The organism is Streptomyces sp. DSM 106670 (assembly GCF_055792845.1).
In genome coordinates, this window is the sequence record NZ_CM147704.1 from 2,215,199 (window position 1) to 2,236,754 (window position 21,556).

The window sequence follows — 21,556 nt, forward strand, 5'->3', positions numbered from 1 at the left end:
GCCGGTGCGGCAGTCGGGTTCACCGATGGTTTAGGGCAGCCTTCCCTCACTGTCTACATTTACGTAGACTCTCGTGCGACGGGCAGCCGTGCCCTGTCGTCGACCCAGCAGCTCGAATTGAGGCACCGTATGTCCGCCAGACCTCGTCCCCTCCTCCTCGGTATCGGTACCGCGACAGCGATCGCCATGGCTGTCTCGGGCTGCGCGCAGAAGGCCACGGGCGGGGACGGCGCGGTACGGGTGACCGCCTCGGACACGGAGTGCCAGGTCTCCCGGACCGACTTTCCCGCGGGGCACGTGCCGCTGGACCTGGAGAACAAGGGCTCCAAGGTGACCGAGGTGTACGTGCTCTTTCCCGACGACCGGATCGCGGCGGAGCGCGAGAACATCGGTCCGGGGACCAAGGCGTCCCTGGTCGCCGAGCTCAGGGCCGGCACCTACGAGATAGCGTGCAAGCCCGGTATGAAGGGCGACGGCATCCGTCGGAAGGTCGAGGTCACCGGTGAGAACACGGCCGCCGAACGGAGCCCCGAGGCGGATGCGGCGGTCGCCTCCTATCGGGCCTACGTACAGGCTCAGGCCGAGCAGACCTTGCCCAGGGCGAAGGCGTTCACCGACGCGGTCAAGGCCGGCGACGTCGAGGAGGCCAAGCGGCTCTACGCTCCTTCCCGGATCGGCTGGGAACGTACCGAGCCGGTCGCGGAGTCCTTCGGCGATATCGACCCCAAGGTCGACGTGCGCGAGGACGGCCTGGACGAAGGGCAGGACCCGGCAACGGACTGGACCGGTTGGCACCGCCTGGAAAAGGCCCTGTGGCAGGAGAAGAAGATCGGCGCCCGCGAGAAGAAGCTCGCCGGCCGGCTGATGAAGGACCTGAACGACTGGGTGAAGAAGGTCGGCACCGCCGAGATCACCCCTACGTCCATGGCCAACGGCGCCAAGGAACTTCTCGACGAGGTCGCCTCGGGCAAGGTCACCGGCGAGGAGGAACGCTACTCCCACACCGACCTGGTCGACTTCAAGGCCAACCTTGAGGGTGCCCGGACGTCGTACGACCTGCTCAAGCCGATCAGCGCGAAGAACGACCCCGCGCTCACCACGGAACTCGACCAGCGGTTCGCCGCGCTGACCGCGCAACTGGACGTCTACCGCACGGACAAGGGAGTGGAGAAGGACTCCTACACCTATGTCTCCTACGACAAGGTCGCCGAGTCGAAGCGCAAGGAGCTCTCCGACGGAGTCAACGCGCTGGCCGAACCCTTGTCGAAGCTCGCCGCCGCCGTGGCGAAGTGAAGCACCGCATGCGGCGGGCGGAGACAGGCAGGTCCGGGAACCAGGACGGCACAGCACCCTCGCGTCGCTCGGTGCTGGGCTGGGGTGGTGCCGGGCTGGCGCTCGGCGCCGCCGCGGCGGGTGGCGCCGCGGCGGCCGTCGGCGGACGCGACCCCGCCCCGAGCGAGGGCGGGAACGCCGTCGCGTTCCACGGCCGTCACCAGGCCGGCATCACCACCGCCGTGCAGGACCGGTTGCACTTCGCCGCCTTCGACGTGCGGACGACCGACCGGGCCGCACTGGTCCAGGTGCTCAAGGACTGGACCCGGGCCGCCGAGCAGATGACCGCAGGCCGCCCCGTCGGCGACGGGGCGTACGGCGGGATGCCCGAAGCGCCGCCCGACGACACCGGTGAAGCACTCGGACTCCATCCGTCCCGGCTCACGCTGACCGTCGGTTTCGGCCCGTCACTCTTCGACGACCGGTTCGGTCTGGCCGACCGCCGCCCCGGCGCACTGGTCGAACTGCCCAGGTTTCCCGGGGACCACCTCGATCCGGCCCGCTCCGGCGGTGACCTGTGCGTGCAGGCGTGCTCGGACGACCCGCAGGTCGCCGTGCACGCCATCCGTAATCTGGCCAGGATCGGGTTCGGCACGGTCGCCGTGCGCTGGTCCCAGCTCGGCTTCGGCAAGACCTCCTCCACCACACCCGACGCGCAGACCCCTCGCAATCTGTTCGGGTTCAAGGACGGCACCCGCAACATCTCCGGTACGGACACCGCCGCTCTGGACCGGCATGTGTGGGCCACGGAGCGGGACGGCGCCGACTGGATGGCAGGCGGCTCCTATCTCGTGGCGCGCCGGATCCGGATGAACATCGAGACCTGGGACCGCACCTCCCTGCGGGAGCAGGAGGACGTCTTCGGCCGCGACAAGCGCGAGGGCGCACCGGCCGGCAAGGCCCGCGAGCACGACGAGCCGTTCCTGAAAGCGATGCGGCCGGACTCACATGTGAGGCTCTCGCATCCCGAATCCAACGACGGGGCGTCCATGCTTCGGCGCGGATACTCCTTCACCGACGGCACCGACGGGCTCGGCCGCCTGGACGCGGGGCTGTTCTTCCTCGCCTACCAGCGAGACCCCCGCACCGGATTCATTCCGGTGCAACGGAGCCTGGCGCGCTCCGACGCGCTCAACGAATACATCCAGCACGTGGGTTCGGCGCTGTTCGCCATGCCGCCGGGCGTCCGCGAGCGGGACGACTGGTGGGGCCGGGCGCTGTTCGCCTGATGCGCACCATCGCGCCCCACTGTTCAACCGGAGAAAGGAACCGGCGTGTTCGGCAACTACCTGATCGGGCTGCGTGAGGGCCTGGAGGCGAGCCTGGTCGTCTGCATCCTCATCGCCTATCTCGTCAAGACCGGCAACAAGAGCCGACTGGCGCCCGTGTGGACCGGCGTAGCCATCGCCGTCGCCCTCTCGCTCGCCTTCGGCGCGCTGTTGCAGTTCGGATCCTCCACCCTGACCTTCCAGGCGCAGGAGATCCTCGGCGGCGTCCTGTCCATCCTCTCGGTGGGCCTGGTCACATGGATGGTCTTCTGGATGCGACGCACCGCCCGCCACCTCACGAGCGAGCTCCAGGGAAAGCTCGACGCCGCACTCGCGCTCGGCACCGGCGCGCTGGTCGTCACGGCGTTCTTCGCCGTCGGCCGCGAGGGGCTGGAAACCTCGCTGTTCATCTGGACCGCCGTGCAGGCCAGCGGCGACGGAGTCCGCCCGCTGGCCGGGGCGCTCCTCGGGCTGGCCACCTCGGTGGTGCTGGGCTGGCTGTTCTACCAAGGCACCTTGCGCATCAACCTCGCGAAGTTCTTCCGCTGGACCGGCGCCATGCTCGTCCTGGTCGCCGCCGGCGTCCTGGCCTACGGCGTCCATGACCTTCAGGAGGGCGACGTCCTGCCCGGCCTGCGCAACCTCGCCTTCGACATCAGCGGCACGGTCCCGCCCGACTCCTGGTACGGGACCCTGCTGAAGGGCGTCTTCAACTTCCAGCCCGACCCGACGGTTCTCCAGGTCGTCGTCTGGCTGCTCTACCTCGTCCCGGTGCTGGCGCTCTTCCTCGCCCCCGAACGCGGCCGCCAGGTCACTCGTCCCCGGCGAACCGCCCCGGAAGGGTGATGATGGATCAGGGCAGGAGGCCGAGCGCCGAATCGGTCAGGGCCGCTCTGCCACAGGCCGAGCAGGTACTGGAGTGGCTGGCCGCCCGGGACCGGGTCGAGGGGACCCTCCAGGAATCTCTGGGCGCGCTGCCGAGCGAACGGGAGACGCGTCTCGCCCGGATGGGCGACGTCCTCCAGGCGACCGCGCAGGGACTCGCGCCGGAGGCCGCCGCGATCTGGGCCGGAGTGCCTGAACACATGCTCCGGCACTGGCTGGTGAACGATGCGGACTTCGCCGCGGCCGTCCTGGCGGCTACCGCTCTCGCCGCCGCGAACGGACTGGGTCCCGGCGAGCCGAGGACTCCCGCGATGATCCGTGTCGTGGTCCTGGCCCTCGCCAGGGGTGAGTCGTTCGAGGCAGCGTCAGAAGTCGTAGGGCTCAGCCCCTACAAGCTCCGCAAGTTGTGGCACGCATCGCCCGGCCTGGTCGCTCTGGTGGACGCGGCGCGGCGCGTACGTCCGAGGAAGCCGCGGGCGTACGCGCCTTCGCCCCACCGGCCCAGCGGTGCGGGGCGCAAGCCCTCTTCCGGTAAGTACCGTCTCGTGCAGCGCGACGACGGGTAAGGGTGTCCTGCCGGGTACGGGGGACGTTGTTCACCGTGCTCTCGCGAGGATGTTCACGCGTCGTCCGCGTGCCATGTCGCCCGGCCGGAGACCATGACAGCGACCACGTCACCCGGCCTCTCCGTGGCCAGGCCGAGGGCGCGTGCCGACACCGTCTCCTCCATGCCGGGCACGGATATTCCGATCGTGCTGTGGTGCCCGTGGAACTCGACGGACCGAACGGTCGCCGTGCTGCCTCCGGAGTCTCCGACCGGCTGTGACAGGGCGACTTGCTCCGGTCTGATGATGGCGAACCCCCTTCCGCTCACGGCCGGTGCGTGGAGCGGAACGTTCCCCAGGACCGTCGCCGCGGTAGTCCCCCGCGCCGTGCCGGGGAGCAGGACGGCGTCACCGACGAAGGAGGCCGTCCAGAGGTCCGTGGGCCTGCGGTAGACGTCCTGCGGTGTTCCGCACTGCACGATGTGCCCGTCGCGCATGACGGCGACCAGATCGGCGCCGGAGAGTGCTTCTTCCTGGTCGTGCGTGACCAGGACCCCCGTAGCGCCGGCGGCGGCGAGAGCGGCGCGTACGTCAGCGCGGATCCCGGCTCGCAGCGAACTGTCCAGCGCGTTGAACGGCTCGTCGAGCAGGACGACCGCAGGGCGCGGGGCGAGTGCCCGCGCCAGAGCGATGCGCTGTTGCTGACCACCGGAGAGCTCGTGCGGCATCCGGTCCCCGTAGCCCGCCAGACCTACCAGCTCCAGCAGTTCCTCGACCCGCTTGCGCCGCGATGCCGAGGGGCCGCGAGACAGCCCGAAGGCGACGTTGCGGGCGGTGGTCAGATGCGGGAAGAGGGCGCCTTCCTGAGGAACGATGCCGACGCGCCGCTTTTCGGGTGGCACGTGAAGGCCGGCGCCGGTCACGGCCCGGGAGCGGATGTACACGCTGCCGGAGTCGGGACGCAGGAATCCCGCCACCATGCGCAGCATCGTGGTCTTCCCGCAGCCTGAGGGCCCCAGCACGGCGGCCAGGCAGCCTCCGGGCACGGTGAGGTCGAGTCCGTCGAGCACCGGCCGGTTCGAGTCGTACGAGGAGGTCAGCCCCTCGATGCGCAGGTCGGTCATGTGCGGTGCCTTCCGAGCAGGTAGGAGGGGACGGCGGCGATGGCGATCAGCACGGCGGCATACGGCGCGGCGGCGGCGTAGGAGGCGGTTGACCTCTCGGTCCACAGCCGCGTGGCGAGGGTGTCCATGCCGGTGGGACGGAGCAGCAGGGTCGCGGGCAGTTCCTTCATACCGACGACGAACGTGAGAGCGGCGCCCGCGGCGATTCCCGGCGCGGCCAAGGGAACCGTGACGCGGCGCAGTACGGCGAGCGGGCCATGCCCCAGGGACCGGGCCACATCTTCCAGGACGGGCGGGGCCTGAAGCACCGCCGCCCGCGTGCTCGCCACCGCGACGGGGAGGAAGAGGACGGTGTACGCCGCGACCAGCAGGGGCAGTTCCTGGTAGAGCGGGTACGCGTACCGTACGGCGATGAAGACCATGGCGAGGGCGACCGTGATGCCGGGGACGGCGTGGCCCGCGTAGGCGGCCTGTTCGAGGAGACGGGCACTGCGCGTGCGATGGCGCGCCGCGAGTACCCCGACCGGCAGGGCCAGTGCGACGGTCGCCGCAGCGCCGAGGGTGGCGACCAGGACGGTGTTGCCGGTCGTGTCCAGGAGCAGACCGGGTTCCCAGGTCCGTGAGTTGCCCACCGTCAGCCAGTACACCAGGGTGCCGACCGGGAAGCCGACGCCGCCGGCGGCGACCGCCGCGGACCACACGAGTGCGGGCCGGCGCCATGGTCCGAGGCTGACGCGGTGGGCGGGACGAGGTGCTCCGCTTCCGGTGCTGAAGTGCACCCCCCGGCCTCGGGTCCGCGCTTCGGCGGCCACCAGAAGGATGGTGATCGCCACGAGCACGACGCCGAGGGCGGCTGCCGGTGTCCGGTCGAAACTTGCCTTGTACGACGTGTGGACAGCACGGGTGAACGTCTCGTAGCGCATGATCGAGACCGCGCCGAAGTCGGAGAGCACGTACAGCGCGACGAGCAGGGACCCACCTGCGGCGGCAGGCCGCAGCTGGGGCAGCGTGACCCGCCGGAACACGGTGAGAGGGCCGTGGCCCAGCGAGCGCGCCACCTCTTCCTGTGCCGGGTCCGTCCGGCGCAGCGCCGCTGTGACCGGGAGATACACATAGGGGTAGCTCACCAGCGTGAGAACGAGGGCGGCGCCGGTGAACCCGGCCAGCTCGTCACGTGCCGAGATCCAGGCGAAACCGGCCACGTAGCTCGGTACCGCCAACGGCAGGGTCGCCAGTACGGACCACCACCGCGCGCCGGGGAGGGCGGTGCGGCTCGTCAGCCACGCGAGCGAGACGCCGATGACGAGGCTCGCGATCACAACCGCCGTGGCCAACCCGACACTTCGCAGGAGCAGTTCCGCGACACGGTCACCCGAGATGACGTCCCAGGCGAAGGCCGGGCCGCGCTCCAGTGCCCGTACGGCGAGGTAGCCGAGTGGCAGAAGAGCGACGACCGCGGCGACGGAGGCGGCGGCCAGGAGCAGCATCGGAGGCCGCCGCCTCCGGGCACTGCGCCGGCGTGCCCGGAGGCTCCGGGTGGACGGCTCGGCGGCGCCGTCCACCCGGGAACCGAAGGGGGTGAACAGAACCCGGCGCCTGGACGCCCGGGAGCCGGGTGCTTTCATCCGGGTCAGACCATCCCGGCTTCCTGGAGCATCTCCAGGGTCACGTCGAGGGATTCGAGCTTGCTGAGGTCGACTTCCGGAGTGCCGATCGAGTCGAGCGTCGGCAGCTCGTCCTTGCTGGACACGCCGGCGGCGAGGGGGTACTCGTGCGTCTCGTCGGCGAAGTAGGTCTGCGCCTGTTCGGACAGCAGGAACTCCACGGCCTTCCGGGCCGTCGCGTCGGCGCCGGTGTTCTTGAGGATGCCGACCCCGGCGACGTTCACCAGGGCACCCGGGTCGCCCTTGGCGGGGAAGCTGAGCCTGGCCTTGAGCTTGTCCTCGCCCACCTCGGCGGCCTTCTCGTACCAGTAGTAGTGGTTGATGAGACCGAGTTCCGCCTTGCCGGTGTCCACGGCGTCGAGCACAGCGCCGTTCTTCTCGAACACCTGGGGCTCGTTGGCCTTGAAGTCCTTGAGCCATGCGCGGGTGGCGTCGTCGCCCCGCATGACCCTCATGCCCGTGACGAACGCCTGGAACGAGGCGTTCGTGGGGGCGTAGCCGACCTTGCCCTTCCACGTCGGCTTCGTCAGGTCGTTGACGGACGTCGGGGCGTTCTTGACCTTGTCGCTGTTGTACGCGATCACCCGGGCGCGGCCCGAGACTCCGACCCACGTCCCGTCCTCCGCCCGAAACGTCTCGTCCACCGCGTCGAGGGACTTCTGCGGCAGCTCGGCCAGGCGGCCGTTCTTGCCGAGCGCGCCCAGAGCGCCGGCGTCCTGGGAGAAGAACAGGTCGGCCTTGGTCCTGTTCCCTTCTTCGAGGAGCTGGGCGGCGAGTTCGGCGCTGTCGCCGTACCGGACCTCGACCTCGGCCCCGGTGGCCTTCTCCAGGTCCTTGAGCAGCGGGGCGATGAGGTCTTCGCTCCGTCCTGAGTAGACGACGAGGGACGAGCTCTCCGCCGCGGGGTCCTGGGAGGCGTCAGCGGCCTTTCCGTCCGCATCACCACCGCAGGCGGCGAGGAACGGGAGCGAGAGAACCGTGACGGCCAGAGCGCCGACACCAGATCTGGACGAAGACATGGCAGAAGCCTTTCTCGTGGAGGAGTGATTCTTTGAGGGGGCACCGCCGCGTCGGAGCGACGGAGGCCGGCCGAAGCGCTGAGCAAGCGCGTGGTACGCGCTGCGGAGCCGTCGGCCGGAGGAGCCGAGGTCCGACGGGGCGTCAGGCGGACAGCAGTCGGGCCGTGGGGCCACTGCCGGTGATGCGGCCTGCGTCGAGGAGGTGGACGGTGTCGGTGTAGCGGGCGACCAGGTGGTGTTCGTGGGAGACCACGACCAGGGTCATGCGCTGTTCCGTGCGCAGGCGGGTGAGGAGGTCCATGATGCCGACGGCGGTGTCCGCGTCGAGGGCGGAGGTGACCTCGTCGCAGAGCAGGACGTCGGGGGCGGCGGCGAGGGCGCGGGCGATGGAGACGCGTTGGCGCTGGCCGCCGGAGAGTTCGCCGGGGTAGCGGTCGGCGTAGTCGGCGGGCAGCTCGACGAGGGCGAGGAGTTCGGCGACGCGGGCCGGGCGGAGGCTTCTGTGCGCGTCCGGACCGAGGCGCAGGGGCCTGGCCAGTTGGCGGCCGACGGTGTGCCGGGGGTTGAGGGTCGCCAACGGATTCTGCGGTACGAGCTGGATCCGGCGCCGCTGTTCCCGCGTACGGCGCTGGACACGTGCGGCCAGCGGGCGGCCGTCGAGAGTGAGGTGCCCGCTGTGGTGGGGGTGGAGTCCGGCCAGGACGCGCAGCAGGGTGGTCTTGCCCGAGCCGGAGGGGCCGATGACGGCGGCCGCTGATCCGGGTGGTGCGGTGAACGCGACGTCGGTGAGGACGGGGCTCGGCCGGCGGTGGTGGCCGAAGTGGGCGTCGATGGACGCGGCGGCGAGCCCGTCGCCCGCGGGGGCGTCGTGCGGGTCGGCCATGGTGCCGGGCAGTTCGGCGGCCGTTCCCGACGGGGGCGCGGGCGCGGGCACGGTGCTCGGCGTGAGTCGGATGAGGTGTTCGGCGCAGGCATCGGCGAGGCCGGGGTCGTGGGTGGCGATGACGACGGCGAGGTTCCGGCTGATGGCGAGGTGGCGCAGCAGGTGCGCGATCTCGTCACGTAGCGCTCGGTCGAGTCCGGCCGTGGGCTCGTCGAGGAGGAGTATCCGGGGGTTGCGGGCGAGGGCGCGGGCGAGCGCGACGCGTCGTTGCTGGCCACCCGAGAGCGCGGAGGGCCGGCGGTCGGCCGTCCCGGTGCCGACGGGCAGGCGGCATTCCGCCAGCAGTTCGAGAACCTTCTCCTCGCCCGGGTCGACGGCGAGTTCGGCGACCAGGCGGCGCGCGGTCATACGGGGGTTGAGGGCGGAGCCGGGGTCCTGGCCGACGTAGGCGACCGTGGTACGGCGCAGCGCGCGCAGTTCTCCGTCCGGCAGTTGGTGCGGTACGCGGCCGAGGACGTCGAGGGCCCCGGTGACGACGGCGCCCGGGGGAAGGTGGCCGATGAGGGTTCGCAGCAGGGTGGTCTTGCCGGAGCCGGAGGCGCCCATGAGGGCGGTGACCCGCCCGGCGTGTATCTGCGCGGTGGTCTCGGGCAGCAGGACCTGCCCTTGGGGCAGCCGTACCTGGAGGCGTGCCGCGGTGATCAGCGGCGAGGAGGGCGCGGGTGCCGATGAGGGGGCGCTCGCGGGGAGCGGGGCGAGGTCGTTCATGAGCGGGTCACCTCCTTCGCGGTGGGTTCGGGGGCCAGGGAGAGGGCGGCCAGGTTGGCCGTGATGGCCAGCAGGGCGATGGCGAGGCTGGGGGCGATGACGGCCCAGGGGTTGAGGAGGATGCCGGAGGCGTTCTCACGGACCATCAGTGACCAGTCCGAGGCGGGCGGCTGAGGTCCGATCTGCAGGAAGCCGGCCATGGAGATGACGTAGAAGGCTTCCACGAACCGCAGGCCGAAGAGGGTCAGGAGGGTGCCGCGGAGGTTGGGCAGAATCTCTCGCAGCGCGATGTAGGAGGTCGACTCCCCGCGGGTCAGGGCGGCTTCGACGTATCCGGCCGTGGCGAGCGGGGACGCGGCGGCGGCCACGACCCGGACCGCGTACGGGGTGCCGAGGACGACGGCAGCGGTGATCACCGCCCAGCGTCCGCCGCCGGGCCACGCGAGCGCGATGAGCATGATGCCCAGCAGTGGCGGCAGGAGGATCGCGACGTCCGCGCTGCGTTCGACCGCGCGGCCGAGTGTCGGGCGCAGCACGGCGGTGATGCCGATCAGTGTGGCGGTGAGCGTGATGACGACGGCGACGAGGAGGGCGCCGGCGATCAGATGGGTGCCGCCGTGCAGGACGCGGCTCAGGACGTCGCGGCCCAACTGGTCCCCGCCCAGCACGGCGCCGTCGCCCGGTGCGGCGAACGGTGCGGTGACCGGGGTGTCGAGGGTGTGCGGAGCGATCAGTGGTCCGGAGAGGGCGACCAGCAGCGGCAGTACGGCCACCGTTGCGAGCGCGACGGTCCTGGCCCGGCGGGAGTCCCGGCGCGCGGCCACGGACAGGGCGGCGGTCATCCGCGGACTCCCAGGGTGGCGTGGCGGACAAGGTCGGCGGCCAGCAGCACGAGGCTGACGACGGCGCCGGCGCAGATGACGACTCCGGCGATCAGAGGGGTGTCGCGTGCGGCGACGGCTCCGGCCAGGACGGTGCCGATACCCGGGTAGTTGAACAGGGTCTCCACGACGACGGCCCCGCCGAAGAGCAGACCGGTGGAGGTCGCGATACCGGTGGCGATGGCCGGAACCGCTCCGGGCAGCTGGTGGTTCATCAGGATCCTGTGCAGCGGCAGACCGTCCAGGTGCGCCGCCTCGACGTGCGGGGCGGTCGCCTGGTCGGCCAGCGCGCCCCGTACGACACGGGTGTTCCAGCCGGTCTGCGGGATGACCAGGGCGAGAACCGGCATGATCAGCATGGTCCAGCTCGCCGGCCTGCCGTCGCCGCCGGTGACCGTGACCGCGGGCAGCCATCCCGTCCACAGGGACAGGAGCAGCAGAAGCACCGCCGACACCACGAACTCCGGGACCGCGAACGCGGCGGTCGTGGCGTGGGTGATCGTCCGGTCGGTCGGGCGGCCGGGGCGGGCGGCGGCCCAGCAGCCCAGCAGCAGCGACAGCACCACGGTGATCACGAACGCGCTCACCGCGAGGACGAGCGTGTTGGGCAGCGGGTCGGCCAGCAGCTCGGTGACCTTCTGCCCGCGGGCGGAGTTGCCGAGATCGCCGGTGGGCAGCGCGGTCATCCAGTCGGTGAACCGTTCCCACACCGGCCGGTCCAGGCCCAGCAGGTGACGGCGCTCCGCGAGGTCCGCCGCGCTCTCCCCGCGTTCGGCCGAGGCGGCGGCCGCATCGCCCGGCAGCAGCTCGACGGCCGAGAACACCAGCGCGAGCAGCACGACCAGCATCAGGACCCGCCGCCCGAGGATGCCCGCGATCCGCGCGGTGACGGTCAACTCAGCCACACGCCTTCGAGCTGTACGCGTCCGTACCCGGCGAGTTCGGGCAGGTTCCGCACCTTCTCGGCGGCCAGATCGATGCCGTCGGCCATGCCCCACAGCAGGTAGCCGGAGCGGTCGTGCTCGATCTGCTGGAGGTCCGTGAGCGCCGCCGTTCGCTGCTTCGGGTCGGCGGTGCCGATGACCTTGCGGTAGGCGGCGTCGAAGCCGGCGTCGCTCCAGCCGGCCTCGTTCTGGCCCGCTTCGCTGACCATGGTCTTGGACGCGAAGAAGACCACCGAGTCGTTCGTCCCCCAGTACGTGAGGTAGAAGTCGCCGGTCTTCCAGGTCTTCTCGTAGAACGCGCCGGATTCCTGCTTGACGACCTTGATCTTGATGCCGGCTTCACGGGCCTGGTTGGCGAAGAGCGTGGCGGAGTCGGCGAGTCCGGAGATGTCCTCGGTGGTGACCAGCTCGTACGTCCTGGAGAGGTCGAAGCCCGCGTCCTTCAGCAGCCGCTCGGCCCTGGCCAGATCGCGCTCGCGCTGCGGAATGGTCCTGGCGTAGTCGGGGTCGCCGGTGCCCAGGATGTCGTTGGCGACGGTGCCGTAACCGGACAGGACCTGCTTGACCATCGCCTCGCGGTCCACGACCAGGCGCATCGCCTCCCGTACCCGCTCGTCCGCGAACGGGCTGCCTTTCGCGGTGCGCATGACGATCGGCATGGCCATGTCGTCGGGGCGGCGCAGCACCTGCAGGTCCTTGCGGGACTCGGCGGTACGGGCCGCGACAGCACCGGCGTTGGACGCCAGGTCGATCTGGCCGGCCAGCAGTGCGTTCGTCATCGCCTGCGTGGTCTCGAACATGGTGACCTCGATCGCGTCGAGGTGCACCTTCGGGCCGTACCACTCGTCGTTGCGCACCAAGCGTGCGTTGCCGCCCCGGAACCAGTCCAGCTTGAACGGGCCGGTGCCGGGCGCCTTGGCGATCTCCGCGTCCTTGGTGCCCTTCTTCATCACGAAGGACGCGAACCTCGTCATGAGAGGGAACTCGGCGTTGGGGTAGTCGGAGACGACCACGACGGTGTCCGTGCCCTCGGCGCTGATGTTCTTCGCCTGGATGCCGGGCAGGCGCGCGGCCCCGGAGGGGGTGCCGCGCAGCCGCTTCAGCGACCACACGACATCGTCGGCGGTCACCGGGGTGCCGTCGTGGAACACCGCGCCCTCGGCAAGCGTGAACTTCCACGTCTTGAGGTCCGCCGACGGCTCCCACGACGCGGCCAGGCGCGGGGCGGTGTTGGTTTTCGCGCCGGGGACGGTGAGCGTGTCGAAGACCAGCGCGAGGACGAGGTAGTCGCTCTCGTTGCCCTGCGTCCCGTGCGGGTCGCGCGTGATCGCACTCGCACGCCCCAGCGCACCCACCCTCAAGGTGCCGCCGGTACGGGGCTTCCCGTCTGCCCCACCAGAGGCCGCCGTGCCTTCGGAGTTCTCGCCGCCGCCGCTGCAGGCCGCGAGAATTCCCGCCGCTCCGAGGCCGGTGCCGGCCCACAGCAGCTGTCGTCTGGTGACGCCCACGTCTGGTTCCTCGTCTCAGGTTCGCGCTCGGTCGTTCTTAGGGTCACCTAACCGAACTCAGCCATCCTCCGCAAGCCGCTCAGCCCGGCCCCGACCACCGCCGAGCCGGACTGAAATCAGCTCAACTTGGCTGCTCATAAGCAGTTTTGACGGATCGTCAATTCAGTGCGGAGTGGCCGAAAATTCGTCTACGTTGATGTAGTCAATCATGCCGGTTAGGGTTGCCTCACCAGTTCGGCGTTGTTACGTTCCCGGTGTCCGGCGGTGCTCCGAGCCGCGTAGCGCCCCGACCATTTCGCGTACTTTTTCCCTTTTTCGAGCCGGTGCGGCGCTGCCGCATGCCCGCGCTTCGACTCGCCCTGCCCCGGAAGGTGCCACCGTGCCCACCTGCCCTGCCCCGGTACGCCCTCTCGACCCCGCAGCCGCAGCGGAACTGACCATCGCGGCGGCCGAGCTGCTCGCCGAGCACGGCTCCGCCACCTCGCCCGACCTGCTCGCCGCCCTCCCCGACGCGTGCGCCCGCCTCGGCTCCACGGTGCGGCAGGCCCTGCGCCCCGTGGACACCGCCGACGGCCTCTTCGTCCTGCGCGGCCTCCACCTCGACGACACCGAACTGGGTTCCACGCCCGGCCACTGGTCGACGGCCGGCGACGCCGGCGCGGTGTGGGACGTGGTCCTGCTTCTCGTCTCCACCCTGATGGGCACCCCGATCGCCTGGGACGGGCAGCAGGACGGCCGCTTCGTGCACAACATCGTTCCCTCGCCCGGACACGAGAACGAGCAGACCGGAGCCTCCAGCGGTGTGCTGCTCACGCCGCACACCGAGGACGCCTTCCATCCGGGACGCGCGCACCTGCTCCTGCTGTGCTGCATGCGCAACCACGACAACATCGCGACCACCGCGGCCAGCATCCGCCGCACGGCCCTTGCACGGGCCGACGCGGAACAGCTCCGGCGCCCGGTCGTGCCGATCCTGCCGGACGACGCGTACGAGGAGGCCCGGCAGTTCGCCGGCCGCCCCGCGCCGGTACCGACCCTGTTCGACACTCCCGAGGGCCCGACCATGCGCTTCGACCCGGCCTACACACCTCTGGACGAAGCCGACGACGCATGGCGTGGTGCGTACCGACGTCTGGAGGAGGAACTCGCCCGGGTCTCCGTCGCGGTGAGCCTGGCGCCGGGCGACGTCCTGGTGGTGGACAACGACATCGTCGTCCACGGCCGGGTCCCGTTCACCGCCCGCTACGACGGAACCGACCGCTGGCTCAAGCGCGCCTCCGTGCGCGTCACCGGACGGCCGACCCGCCCGGCCGCCGAGGCCGACGAGCACGGGTACGGCCAGGCGGCCCTCCTCGCCTTCCCCTGACAGGACGGGAAAGAGATCACACCGTGGACACCGACCACAAGAGCCTGCGCATCCTCACCCGCCGCGACGTCGACGCCATCGACATCACCCTCACCGACATCCTCGACGTCGTCGCGCAGGCCATCAGACCGCTCGCGGACGGGACATCGGCCAACCCGGCCAAGCTGTCCGTCAGTCCGCCCGACAGCAGCTCCGTCTCGTACGCGATGCTCGGCCGGGACGGGAACCGCCAGGTCGTCGCGGTCCGTGCCTCCTACCGGCACGACCCGCACCAGGACCGCGCCAGGCTGCGGCACTACACCACCCTGACCCTGTACGACGACGCTGCCGGACTGCCGCTGGCGCTGATGGACTGCGGCCGGATCGGCTCGCTGCGCACCCCGGCCGTCTCCGCCCTCATGGCCCGGGCCTGCGCCGCCCCGAACGCCCGTACCGCCTTGCTGATCGGTACCGGCACCACCGCCCGCATGGCGCTGCCCCTTCTGGTGACCGCGCTGCCGGACCTGGAGCGGCTGATGCTGTTCGGCACCCACCCCGACGGCATCGCGGCCGTGTGCGAGCAGTTCGCCGCCCACTTCCCCGACCGCGAGGTGGACGTCGTCACCGACGTACGGGCAGCGGCCGAGGACGCCGACATCCTGATCGGCACCGCCGGCCCCGCGACCCCGGCGGCCGTCGAGTCCGGCTGGCTCGGCCCCGGGGCCCTGTCCGTCCTGGTCGGCCACGGGCTCGCACCGTCCACCCTGCACCGGGCCGACCGGGTCGTCGCCACCAGCGCCGAACAGATGGCACACACCGGCGGCGACCTCGTCCACCCCGACGGGACGCTGCGGCCCGTCGATGTCGAACTCGCCGACATCCTCTCCGGCCGCACGGCGGGACGTACCCGTCCCACCGAGCGGATCTTCGCCTACAACAGCGGCCTCGTCGTCACCGACATCGCCCTCGGCCACCGCTTCGCTCAACTCGCCCTCGAACAGAACCTCGGAACGGAGATACCGCTGTGGAAGTAGCCTCGGCCTCCACCTGGCCGACACTGCCCGCCGTGCCCAGCCCGGCCACGCTGCCGGTCGTCGCCGGCGGACTCGCGGCCGAACTCGCCTACGCCTTCGGCGGACCCTTCCACTTCCTGCTGCCCGACGCCTTCACCGCCAACCTCGCCGCCATGCAGGACGCCCTCAGCAGGTCGGGCGTGGACGGCTTCGTCTACTACGCGAAGAAGGCCAACAAGGCCGCCGTCTTCGTGGAACGCTCCGCGGCCGGCGGCGCGGGCGTCGATGTCGCCTCCGCCGCGGAACTGCGTGAAGCCCTCGGCCACGGCGTACGCGGCGAACATCTCATGGTGACCGGCCCGGCCAAGGACCCCGTCCTGCTGCGCCTGGCCGTCGCCCACCGTGCCACCATCGCCGTGGACGCCCTCGACGAACTCGACCGATTGATCTCGCTGGCGCCGACCGGCGGCGTACGTCCGGCCCGGGTGCTGCTGCGCGCCCTGCCCGCCACTCAGCGGCACTCCCGGTTCGGCATGAGCGAGAGCGAACTGGCCACGGCTCTCAAGAGGTGTCTGGAGGCGGGGGACGCGGTCCGGATGGAAGGCTTCAGCTTCCACCTGTCCGGCTACGCCCTCCAGCCCCGGGCCAACCTCACCGCCCGCCTGATCGACCTCTGCGTCGACGCACGGCGCCAGGGTCTGGAGGCGGGCCGGATCTCCATCGGCGGCGGACTGCCCATCAGCTACACCGACGCGGGCAGTTGGCGCGACTTCCTCGCCACCCAGAACCCCGCCCACTACCACGGCGGCAAGACGTTCCGGACCGACGACTTCTACCCCTACCACTCGCCGGTGGCCGGAGCCGACGCCTTGTCCGCACTGCTGGCGACCCGCCCGGTGAACACCGACTCCACCCTGGCGGACCAGCTCAAGGACGCCGGCATCGACCTGCTCATCGAACCCGGCCGCGCGCTGCTCGACCAGGCCGGCGCCACCGTCTTCACCATCCAGGGCGTCAAGCACCGCGACGGCTACCGGATCCTGACCGTCGACGGCACCAGCCTGAGCCTGTCCGAACAGTGGTTCAACAGCGAATACCTCCCCGACCCCCAGCTGATCCCCCGCGACCCGGCCGCCACGACCGGTGTGTTCCCCGCCAGCGTGGGCGCGGCCACCTGCCTGGAGTCGGACATGCTCACCTGGCGCAAGATCGCCTTCCCCCAGCCGCCGCGCGCCGGGGACCTGCTGCTGTACCCGAACACGGCCGGATACCAGATGGACTCCAACGAGTCCCCGTTCCACGACCTGCCGCTGCCGCCGAAGGTCGTCATCGACCAAACCGACCGGATCCGGCCGCGCTGGCGCCTCGACCGCCACTTCGCCTGACCACCGAAACCCCGCGCACCGCCCGCCACGTCCCCAGGAGCCCTCTGATGCCCGGAGCCCTTCAGCGCCCCGCCGTCGTCTCCCGCATATCCGACCTGATCGGCTACACCCCCCTGCTGGAGCTCGCCACCACCGGGACCGGCAGCCGCCTGCTGCTCAAGCTGGAGATGTTCAACCCCACCGGCACCGCGAAGATCCGCATGGCCCGCGCCATGATCGACGCCGCCGAAGCCGCCGGGGATCTCCGCGCCGGAGGCCGCATCATCGAATCCACCTCCGGCAACACGGGCCTCGGCCTGTCCGTCATCGCCGCCGAGCGCGACTACACCTTCACCGCGGTCGTCGACCACCACGCCGCCGCCGACAAACTGCGTGCCATGAAGGCGCTGGGCGCCGAACTCGTCTACGTCGACGCCGACAGCGACGGCGAAGAACTCCACACGGCCGCCCGTGAGGAACTCGCCGAGAACATGGCCCGCGGGCAGGACAACACCGTCTTCACCGAACAGCACAACAACCCCGCCAACGGCGTCGGTTACTTCCCCGTCGCCCACGAACTCGCCGAAGCGCTCGACGGAGACATCGATGTCCTCATCGGTGCCGTCGGCACCGGCGGCGGCCTGTGCGGCACCGTACGGGAACTGGCCGGGCTCACCTCCGGCTTCACCGTCATCGGCGTCGAGCCCAAGGGCTCCATCGCGTTCGGCGGCCCCGCTCACGACTACTACCAGTCCGGTACCGGCACCCCCGAGGGCGCCGAGATCGGCGCCCTGGTCGACTTCGACCTCATCGACGAAGGCGTCAAGGTCGGCGACGTCGAAGCCTTCGCCACCTGCCGCGCGCTGGCCCGTGCCGGGGTGCTCATCGGCGGCTCCGCGGGCGGCGTCGTCCACGAGGCGCTGAACCGTCTGCCGTCACTGCCGCCGGGCAGCACTATGGTCGCCCTGATCAACGACGGAGGCGAGAAGTACATGGACACCGTCTTCAACGACGACTGGATGCTCGGCCACGGCCTTCTCAGCCCCGAGACCGAACGCGAAGTGGACGAACTCCTCACCAAGCTCCGCGGGAACCGGTGACCATGCTGCCCACCCTCCTCCGCGACAGCCGCGCACTCGGTGTCCTGGCCGTCCCGCTCATCCTCACCCAGCTCGCCCAGGTCGCCCTGACGACCACCGACACGGTGATGATGGGCATGCTGGGCACCACCGAACTCGCGGCCGGCGGCCTCGCCATCGTGATCTTCAACCAGATCCGCACCATGGGCGTCGGCCTGTGCACCGCCGTCGGCAACCGGATCGCGGCAGCCGCCGCCCGAGCCGAACAGGCGGGCGGCGCGGCCGCCGCAAAGGAGGATGCCCACGGCGAGGTCCGTGCCATCGTCCGCGCCAGCCTCGCTGTCGCCACCTTCGCCGGCATCGCCGGTGCCGTCCTCATGGTCCTCATCGGCCACGCGCTGTCCTGGCTCGGCCAGGACCCGTCCGTCGTCGGCCTCACCCGGACCATGCTCTACGCCCTGGCGCCCGGACTCCTGCCCTGCTTGTGGTTCCAGGCCATCCGTCAGTTCACCGTCGGCATGCGCCGGCCCCAGGCCCTCCTGCGCATCACCATCGTCTCCATCGCCGTGAACGCCGGACTCAACTGGATCCTCATCCACGGCGCCTTCGGCCTGCCCCGGCTCGGCCTCACCGGTGTCGGGCTCGCCACGTCCACCGTCCACCTGTTGTCCTTCGCCGCCCTGTACCTCGCTGCGAAGAGGGACAAAGAGCTCGCGCCGTTCCTCACCCTCGACATCACCCGGGCGGACGCCGCGACCGTCGGACGACTCCTCGGCCTGGGCATGCCGATCGCCGCCACCTACGGGTCCGAAGCGGGATTCTTCTCGGTCACCGCACTGATGGCGGGCTCCTTCGGCCCCGACGCACTCGCCGCGCACACCGCCGTCAATCAGCTGGTGTACATCGTCTTCCAGGTGGCCATCGGTCTGTCCCACGCCGCGTCCATCAACGTCAGCCGCGAACTCGCCCTCGGCAACCACGACGGCGCCCGGCGCATCAAGAACACCGCTCTGGCCTGCGCCGCAGCCGTCATGATCGTCGTGGGCGCCGTGTATCTCACCCTGCCCGGCCTCGTCCTGGCCCCGTTCCTCGAAACGGGCTCCGAGCAGGCGCTCGGCATCGCCACGCACCTGCTGATCGTCACCGCGTTCCTGCAGTTCTTCGACTGCACCCAGAACATCGGTGTCGGCCTCCTGCGCGGCCTCGACGACACCAGGAGCGGTTTCCGCATCACCCTGGTCGGCTACTGGGCCATCGGACTGCCCGCCGCCCTGCTTCTCGCCTACGCCCTGGGACTCGACACCCTCGGGATCTGGCTCGGCCTGCTCATCGGTCTCGCCGCCACCGCCCTGCTGCTCCTGCGCCGCTACGACACCGCACTCGCCGCGCGGTCCCGCCCCGCCTCCACCACGGTCTGACCGACGGGGCGGCCGTTACGGTGCGCCGGAACCGACCAACGCGTCGAGCGCGCCCCACAGGCTCGAACAACCTCCCGGCGCACCGACCAGTTGCCTCGCCGCGTACTCCACGTACTCATGGAGCCCGTACGCCAGCGCGAGAGCTGCCACCGCTGCCACGACGACCGTCGCCGCCAGGGCCGTGGCACCCGTCCGCCGGACGCCACCGCGCGGAGCGACCGGCTCGGGCAGAAGCAACGCCTCGACGCGCCGCGGCACCGGCCCACTGGTCGCCGACAGCAGTGGATACCCGGTGACACGACCGTGGGACGTCCCGGCCAGTGCCGCCCGGGCGATGGCCGCAGCCGCCACCCGCCGGTCGCCCACGACCGCGGCCGCGTCCTCGTCCGCCCACCGTTCCAAGTGGAAGACCAACGCCTCCCGCAGGCTCCGAAGCGCGGGGTGAACGACAGCGGCAAGATCCACCAGCGCCGACAGCAGGTGATGGCGCCCGGCCAGGTGCGCCCGCTCGTGGGCCAGCAGCACCTCGCGCTCGCCCCCCTTCAGCGACCGCACCATGCCGGACGTCACCACGACCCGACCGCCGCGTCCCCGGTAGCGGGGAAGGGCGAAAGCGTCCACGTCGTTCCCGGGGACCACCAGTACGTCCCCGTCGCCCGTGCCCTCGTCCGCCGACAGCCAGGCCCGCTTGAGCAGCGAACGATGCTGAAGCCAACGCCGTACCAGCAACACCGACTGCACCAGCAACAGCGCTCCGGCCGCACCGGCGAACGGCACCGCCGCAGGCCATGCCTCCAGCACCCGCGTCAGGGACAGCTGCTCCAACGAGGCGAGAAACGGCACGTGGAACAGGCCGACCAGCGCCGAGATCGTCCCACCGGCCAGCAGGACCGCCGCACCCGTCAGCACCCAACAGGCCGGGCGGGGCGGCAGTACGGCGGCAAGGCGTCGTGCGACGGCCGCCCCGCCCCACGGGAACGCGAGGGTCAGAACGACCAGGACGAGCACGTACGTCACTCAGCGCCGTCCTCGGCCTCACGGAGAAGGCTCCGCAGTGTCTCCTCGTCGCTCTCGGACAGGGACGACACGAAGCGCTTCAGCACCAGATCCCGCCGGGGGTCGCTCTCCAGCTCACGCCGCATCCGGCCCGCGACCAGCCCGGCCGCGTCCTCCACCGGCTCGTAGGCGAAACCGCGGGTCGCCGGAATCCGGCGCAGCGTCCCCTTCTCGTGGAGACGGCCCAGGATGGTGGCCATCGTCGTTCTGGCCAGCCCCTTGTCGAGCGCGGCGTTCACCTGCTGCGCGGTCATCGGCGTACCGGCCTCCCACAGCACCGCCAGCACTTCGGCGACGAGCTCACCGTGCTGACGTCTCTCGTCCCGGCGCTCTTTCGACACTGTCTCTCCCGTCCCGCATGCCCCTGGCGGCCCGGCGGATCACGAGTGCGGCGAGCGCCGCGCGGGGAACCGCCCCCGGAAAACACGTCTCCCCAGGCAAGAACGATTCTGCCTGGGGACGCTCGGTGGGGCGGGTGGGACTCGAACCCACGGCCGACGGATTATGAGTCCGCTGCTCTAACCGGCTGAGCTACCGCCCCGTTTCGGCGTGGCGCGTACAAGTGTGCGCACCGTCTGCCGCAGCATAGCCGGTCATACGATCTCTCGCTCCGGTTGACCGGCTTCACCTGATCTTGAGGACGTCGCTGCGTGCTGCCCGGTTGCGGGCGAGATCGAGGAGACCCGAAAGAGTCGTCCTCCGGGTCCGCCCGGGGCCCCGGAAGGGGATCCGGCCCACACGCGAAAGAGGACCCCGAGGGGTCCTCTTCCGTTCCGCTCCCCCGACTGGACTCGAACCAGTAACCCTCCGGTTAACAGCCGAATGCTCTGCCAATTGAGCTACAGGGGATCGCGCTCCCCCGACTGGACTCGAACCAGTAACCTGCCGGTTAACAGCCGGCTGCTCTGCCAATTGAGCTACAGGGGATTGCTGCGTTGCTTCGAAATCGTACCTGCCTGGCGGCTGCCGGGCGGCGCGCGTTCGCTGCGACACATACATTAGCGCAAGCAGGGGGGTGCTCCGCCAATCGGTATCGCCCGGGGTGATCTCGGGTGCTCGCGGGTAGGCGGGCTGCACACGTCGCACCAAGCGTAGGAAGGGTGGCAGCCATGCGGTACCGGCTCACGTTCATCGCCGGAGTGGCCCTCGGTTACGTGCTCGGCACGCGAGCCGGGCGCGAGCGTTACGAGCAGTTGAAGAAGTCGGCCCGGCAGTTCGCGGAGAACCCCGCCGTGCGCAACGCCGCCGAGAGTGCCGCGCACAGCGGCCGGGACATCGCGGGCAAGGCGTACCACTCGGTCAGCGACAAGGTCGGGGACAAGGTGCCCGCCTCCGTCGCCGAGCGGGTGCGGTCGCTGCGGGAGCGCAGCAGCCACAACGGCGGCGCCGAGGACGACTGGGGGACCACGAACACCTGAGCGACGGGGGCCCGGCGGCCGAAGGCGTCGGTTACGGGAACG

Annotated in this window: 19 protein-coding genes and 3 tRNA genes; 10 read left to right on the forward strand and 12 right to left on the reverse strand. The window is 70.7% G+C overall.

From position 1 onward, the window contains the following. Window positions 1–186: 186 nt before the first annotated feature. Genes efeO through ACSMXR_RS09785 form a run of 4 tightly spaced genes read left to right on the forward strand, consistent with a single transcriptional unit; the run spans window position 187 to window position 4,051 of the window. Window positions 187–1,293, forward strand: a complete 1,107-nt coding sequence (gene efeO, locus ACSMXR_RS09770) for an iron uptake system protein EfeO (RefSeq protein WP_473171646.1) — start codon at window positions 187–189, stop codon at window positions 1,291–1,293. Between the two features lie 8 nt (window positions 1,294–1,301). Continuing rightward, complete coding sequence (gene efeB, locus ACSMXR_RS09775) at window positions 1,302–2,561, forward strand: iron uptake transporter deferrochelatase/peroxidase subunit (RefSeq protein ID WP_381855759.1); 1,260 nt, start codon at window positions 1,302–1,304, stop codon at window positions 2,559–2,561. 45 nt (window positions 2,562–2,606) lie between these two features. After that, a complete protein-coding gene (gene efeU / locus ACSMXR_RS09780) occupies window positions 2,607–3,446 on the forward strand; it encodes an iron uptake transporter permease EfeU (RefSeq protein ID WP_376188466.1) in 840 nt (279 codons plus the stop codon). Continuing rightward, entirely contained in the window at window positions 3,446–4,051 is a 606-nt protein-coding gene (locus tag ACSMXR_RS09785) for a hypothetical protein (RefSeq protein ID WP_473171647.1), read from the forward strand. Before efeU ends, ACSMXR_RS09785 begins: the two co-directional genes overlap by 1 nt. 53 nt (window positions 4,052–4,104) lie before the next feature. Here the strand turns inward: ACSMXR_RS09785 and ACSMXR_RS09790 are convergent, their stop codons facing one another. From ACSMXR_RS09790 to ACSMXR_RS09820, 7 genes are all read right to left on the reverse strand, one after another. Beyond that, window positions 4,105–5,154 (reverse strand): ABC transporter ATP-binding protein, encoded by a 1,050-nt coding sequence (locus ACSMXR_RS09790; RefSeq protein WP_473171648.1) that lies wholly within the window; start codon window positions 5,152–5,154, stop codon window positions 4,105–4,107. Further along, window positions 5,151–6,641, reverse strand: coding sequence for an ABC transporter permease (locus tag ACSMXR_RS09795; RefSeq protein WP_473171649.1), 1,491 nt, complete (start codon window positions 6,639–6,641; stop codon window positions 5,151–5,153). The genes ACSMXR_RS09790 and ACSMXR_RS09795 overlap by 4 nt, the downstream gene beginning before the upstream one ends. Before the next feature lie 143 nt (window positions 6,642–6,784). Continuing rightward, entirely contained in the window at window positions 6,785–7,837 is a 1,053-nt protein-coding gene (locus ACSMXR_RS09800) for an iron ABC transporter substrate-binding protein (protein ID WP_473171650.1), read from the reverse strand. A gap of 142 nt (window positions 7,838–7,979) precedes the next feature. Continuing rightward, window positions 7,980–9,488 (reverse strand): ABC transporter ATP-binding protein, encoded by a 1,509-nt coding sequence (locus tag ACSMXR_RS09805; RefSeq protein ID WP_473171651.1) that lies wholly within the window; start codon window positions 9,486–9,488, stop codon window positions 7,980–7,982. Next, on the reverse strand, window positions 9,485–10,330 hold the full coding sequence (locus ACSMXR_RS09810) for an ABC transporter permease (protein WP_473171652.1): 846 nt from the start codon (window positions 10,328–10,330) through the stop codon (window positions 9,485–9,487). Before ACSMXR_RS09810 ends, ACSMXR_RS09805 begins: the two co-directional genes overlap by 4 nt. Continuing rightward, window positions 10,327–11,217: an ABC transporter permease gene (locus ACSMXR_RS09815; protein WP_381797570.1), complete on the reverse strand. Its 891-nt coding sequence runs from the start codon at window positions 11,215–11,217 to the stop codon at window positions 10,327–10,329. Before ACSMXR_RS09815 ends, ACSMXR_RS09810 begins: the two co-directional genes overlap by 4 nt. 44 nt (window positions 11,218–11,261) lie before the next feature. Then, window positions 11,262–12,821 (reverse strand): ABC transporter substrate-binding protein, encoded by a 1,560-nt coding sequence (locus ACSMXR_RS09820; protein WP_381797543.1) that lies wholly within the window; start codon window positions 12,819–12,821, stop codon window positions 11,262–11,264. 379 nt (window positions 12,822–13,200) lie between these two features. On the opposite strand from ACSMXR_RS09820, the gene ACSMXR_RS09825 reads away from it, so the two are divergent. Genes ACSMXR_RS09825 through ACSMXR_RS09845 form a run of 5 tightly spaced genes read left to right on the forward strand, consistent with a single transcriptional unit; the run spans window position 13,201 to window position 19,040 of the window. After that, window positions 13,201–14,187 (forward strand): TauD/TfdA family dioxygenase, encoded by a 987-nt coding sequence (locus tag ACSMXR_RS09825; RefSeq protein WP_473171653.1) that lies wholly within the window; start codon window positions 13,201–13,203, stop codon window positions 14,185–14,187. Window positions 14,188–14,210: 23 nt separating this feature from the next. Beyond that, window positions 14,211–15,200, forward strand: coding sequence for an ornithine cyclodeaminase family protein (locus ACSMXR_RS09830; RefSeq protein ID WP_381797539.1), 990 nt, complete (start codon window positions 14,211–14,213; stop codon window positions 15,198–15,200). A gap of 32 nt (window positions 15,201–15,232) precedes the next feature. Beyond that, window positions 15,233–16,564, forward strand: a complete 1,332-nt coding sequence (locus ACSMXR_RS09835) for a Y4yA family PLP-dependent enzyme (protein ID WP_473171654.1) — start codon at window positions 15,233–15,235, stop codon at window positions 16,562–16,564. Window positions 16,565–16,611: 47 nt separating this feature from the next. Then, the gene (locus ACSMXR_RS09840; protein ID WP_381797535.1) at window positions 16,612–17,643 is read left to right on the forward strand and encodes a cysteine synthase family protein; all 1,032 of its coding nucleotides are present in this window, start codon (window positions 16,612–16,614) and stop codon (window positions 17,641–17,643) included. A 2-nt stretch (window positions 17,644–17,645) separates the two neighbouring features. Beyond that, the gene (locus tag ACSMXR_RS09845) at window positions 17,646–19,040 is read left to right on the forward strand and encodes an MATE family efflux transporter (RefSeq protein ID WP_473171655.1); all 1,395 of its coding nucleotides are present in this window, start codon (window positions 17,646–17,648) and stop codon (window positions 19,038–19,040) included. A gap of 15 nt (window positions 19,041–19,055) precedes the next feature. Here the strand turns inward: ACSMXR_RS09845 and ACSMXR_RS09850 are convergent, their stop codons facing one another. The 5 genes from ACSMXR_RS09850 to ACSMXR_RS09870 form a co-directional block, all read right to left on the reverse strand. Next, on the reverse strand, window positions 19,056–20,057 hold the full coding sequence (locus tag ACSMXR_RS09850; protein WP_381797530.1) for a M56 family metallopeptidase: 1,002 nt from the start codon (window positions 20,055–20,057) through the stop codon (window positions 19,056–19,058). Beyond that, window positions 20,054–20,437 carry a BlaI/MecI/CopY family transcriptional regulator gene (locus ACSMXR_RS09855; protein WP_376188452.1) on the reverse strand — a complete coding sequence of 128 codons (384 nt, stop codon included), beginning with the start codon at window positions 20,435–20,437 and terminating at the stop codon, window positions 20,054–20,056. The genes ACSMXR_RS09850 and ACSMXR_RS09855 overlap by 4 nt, the downstream gene beginning before the upstream one ends. Before the next feature lie 126 nt (window positions 20,438–20,563). Then, window positions 20,564–20,637: transfer RNA gene (locus ACSMXR_RS09860), tRNA-Ile, on the reverse strand. A gap of 235 nt (window positions 20,638–20,872) precedes the next feature. Further along, window positions 20,873–20,945: transfer RNA gene (locus ACSMXR_RS09865), tRNA-Asn, on the reverse strand. A gap of 5 nt (window positions 20,946–20,950) precedes the next feature. Beyond that, window positions 20,951–21,023 (reverse strand) — tRNA-Asn (locus ACSMXR_RS09870). A 182-nt stretch (window positions 21,024–21,205) separates the two neighbouring features. On the opposite strand from ACSMXR_RS09870, the gene ACSMXR_RS09875 reads away from it, so the two are divergent. Then, window positions 21,206–21,514: a hypothetical protein gene (locus ACSMXR_RS09875; protein ID WP_103510213.1), complete on the forward strand. Its 309-nt coding sequence runs from the start codon at window positions 21,206–21,208 to the stop codon at window positions 21,512–21,514. Window positions 21,515–21,556 lie beyond the last annotated feature (42 nt).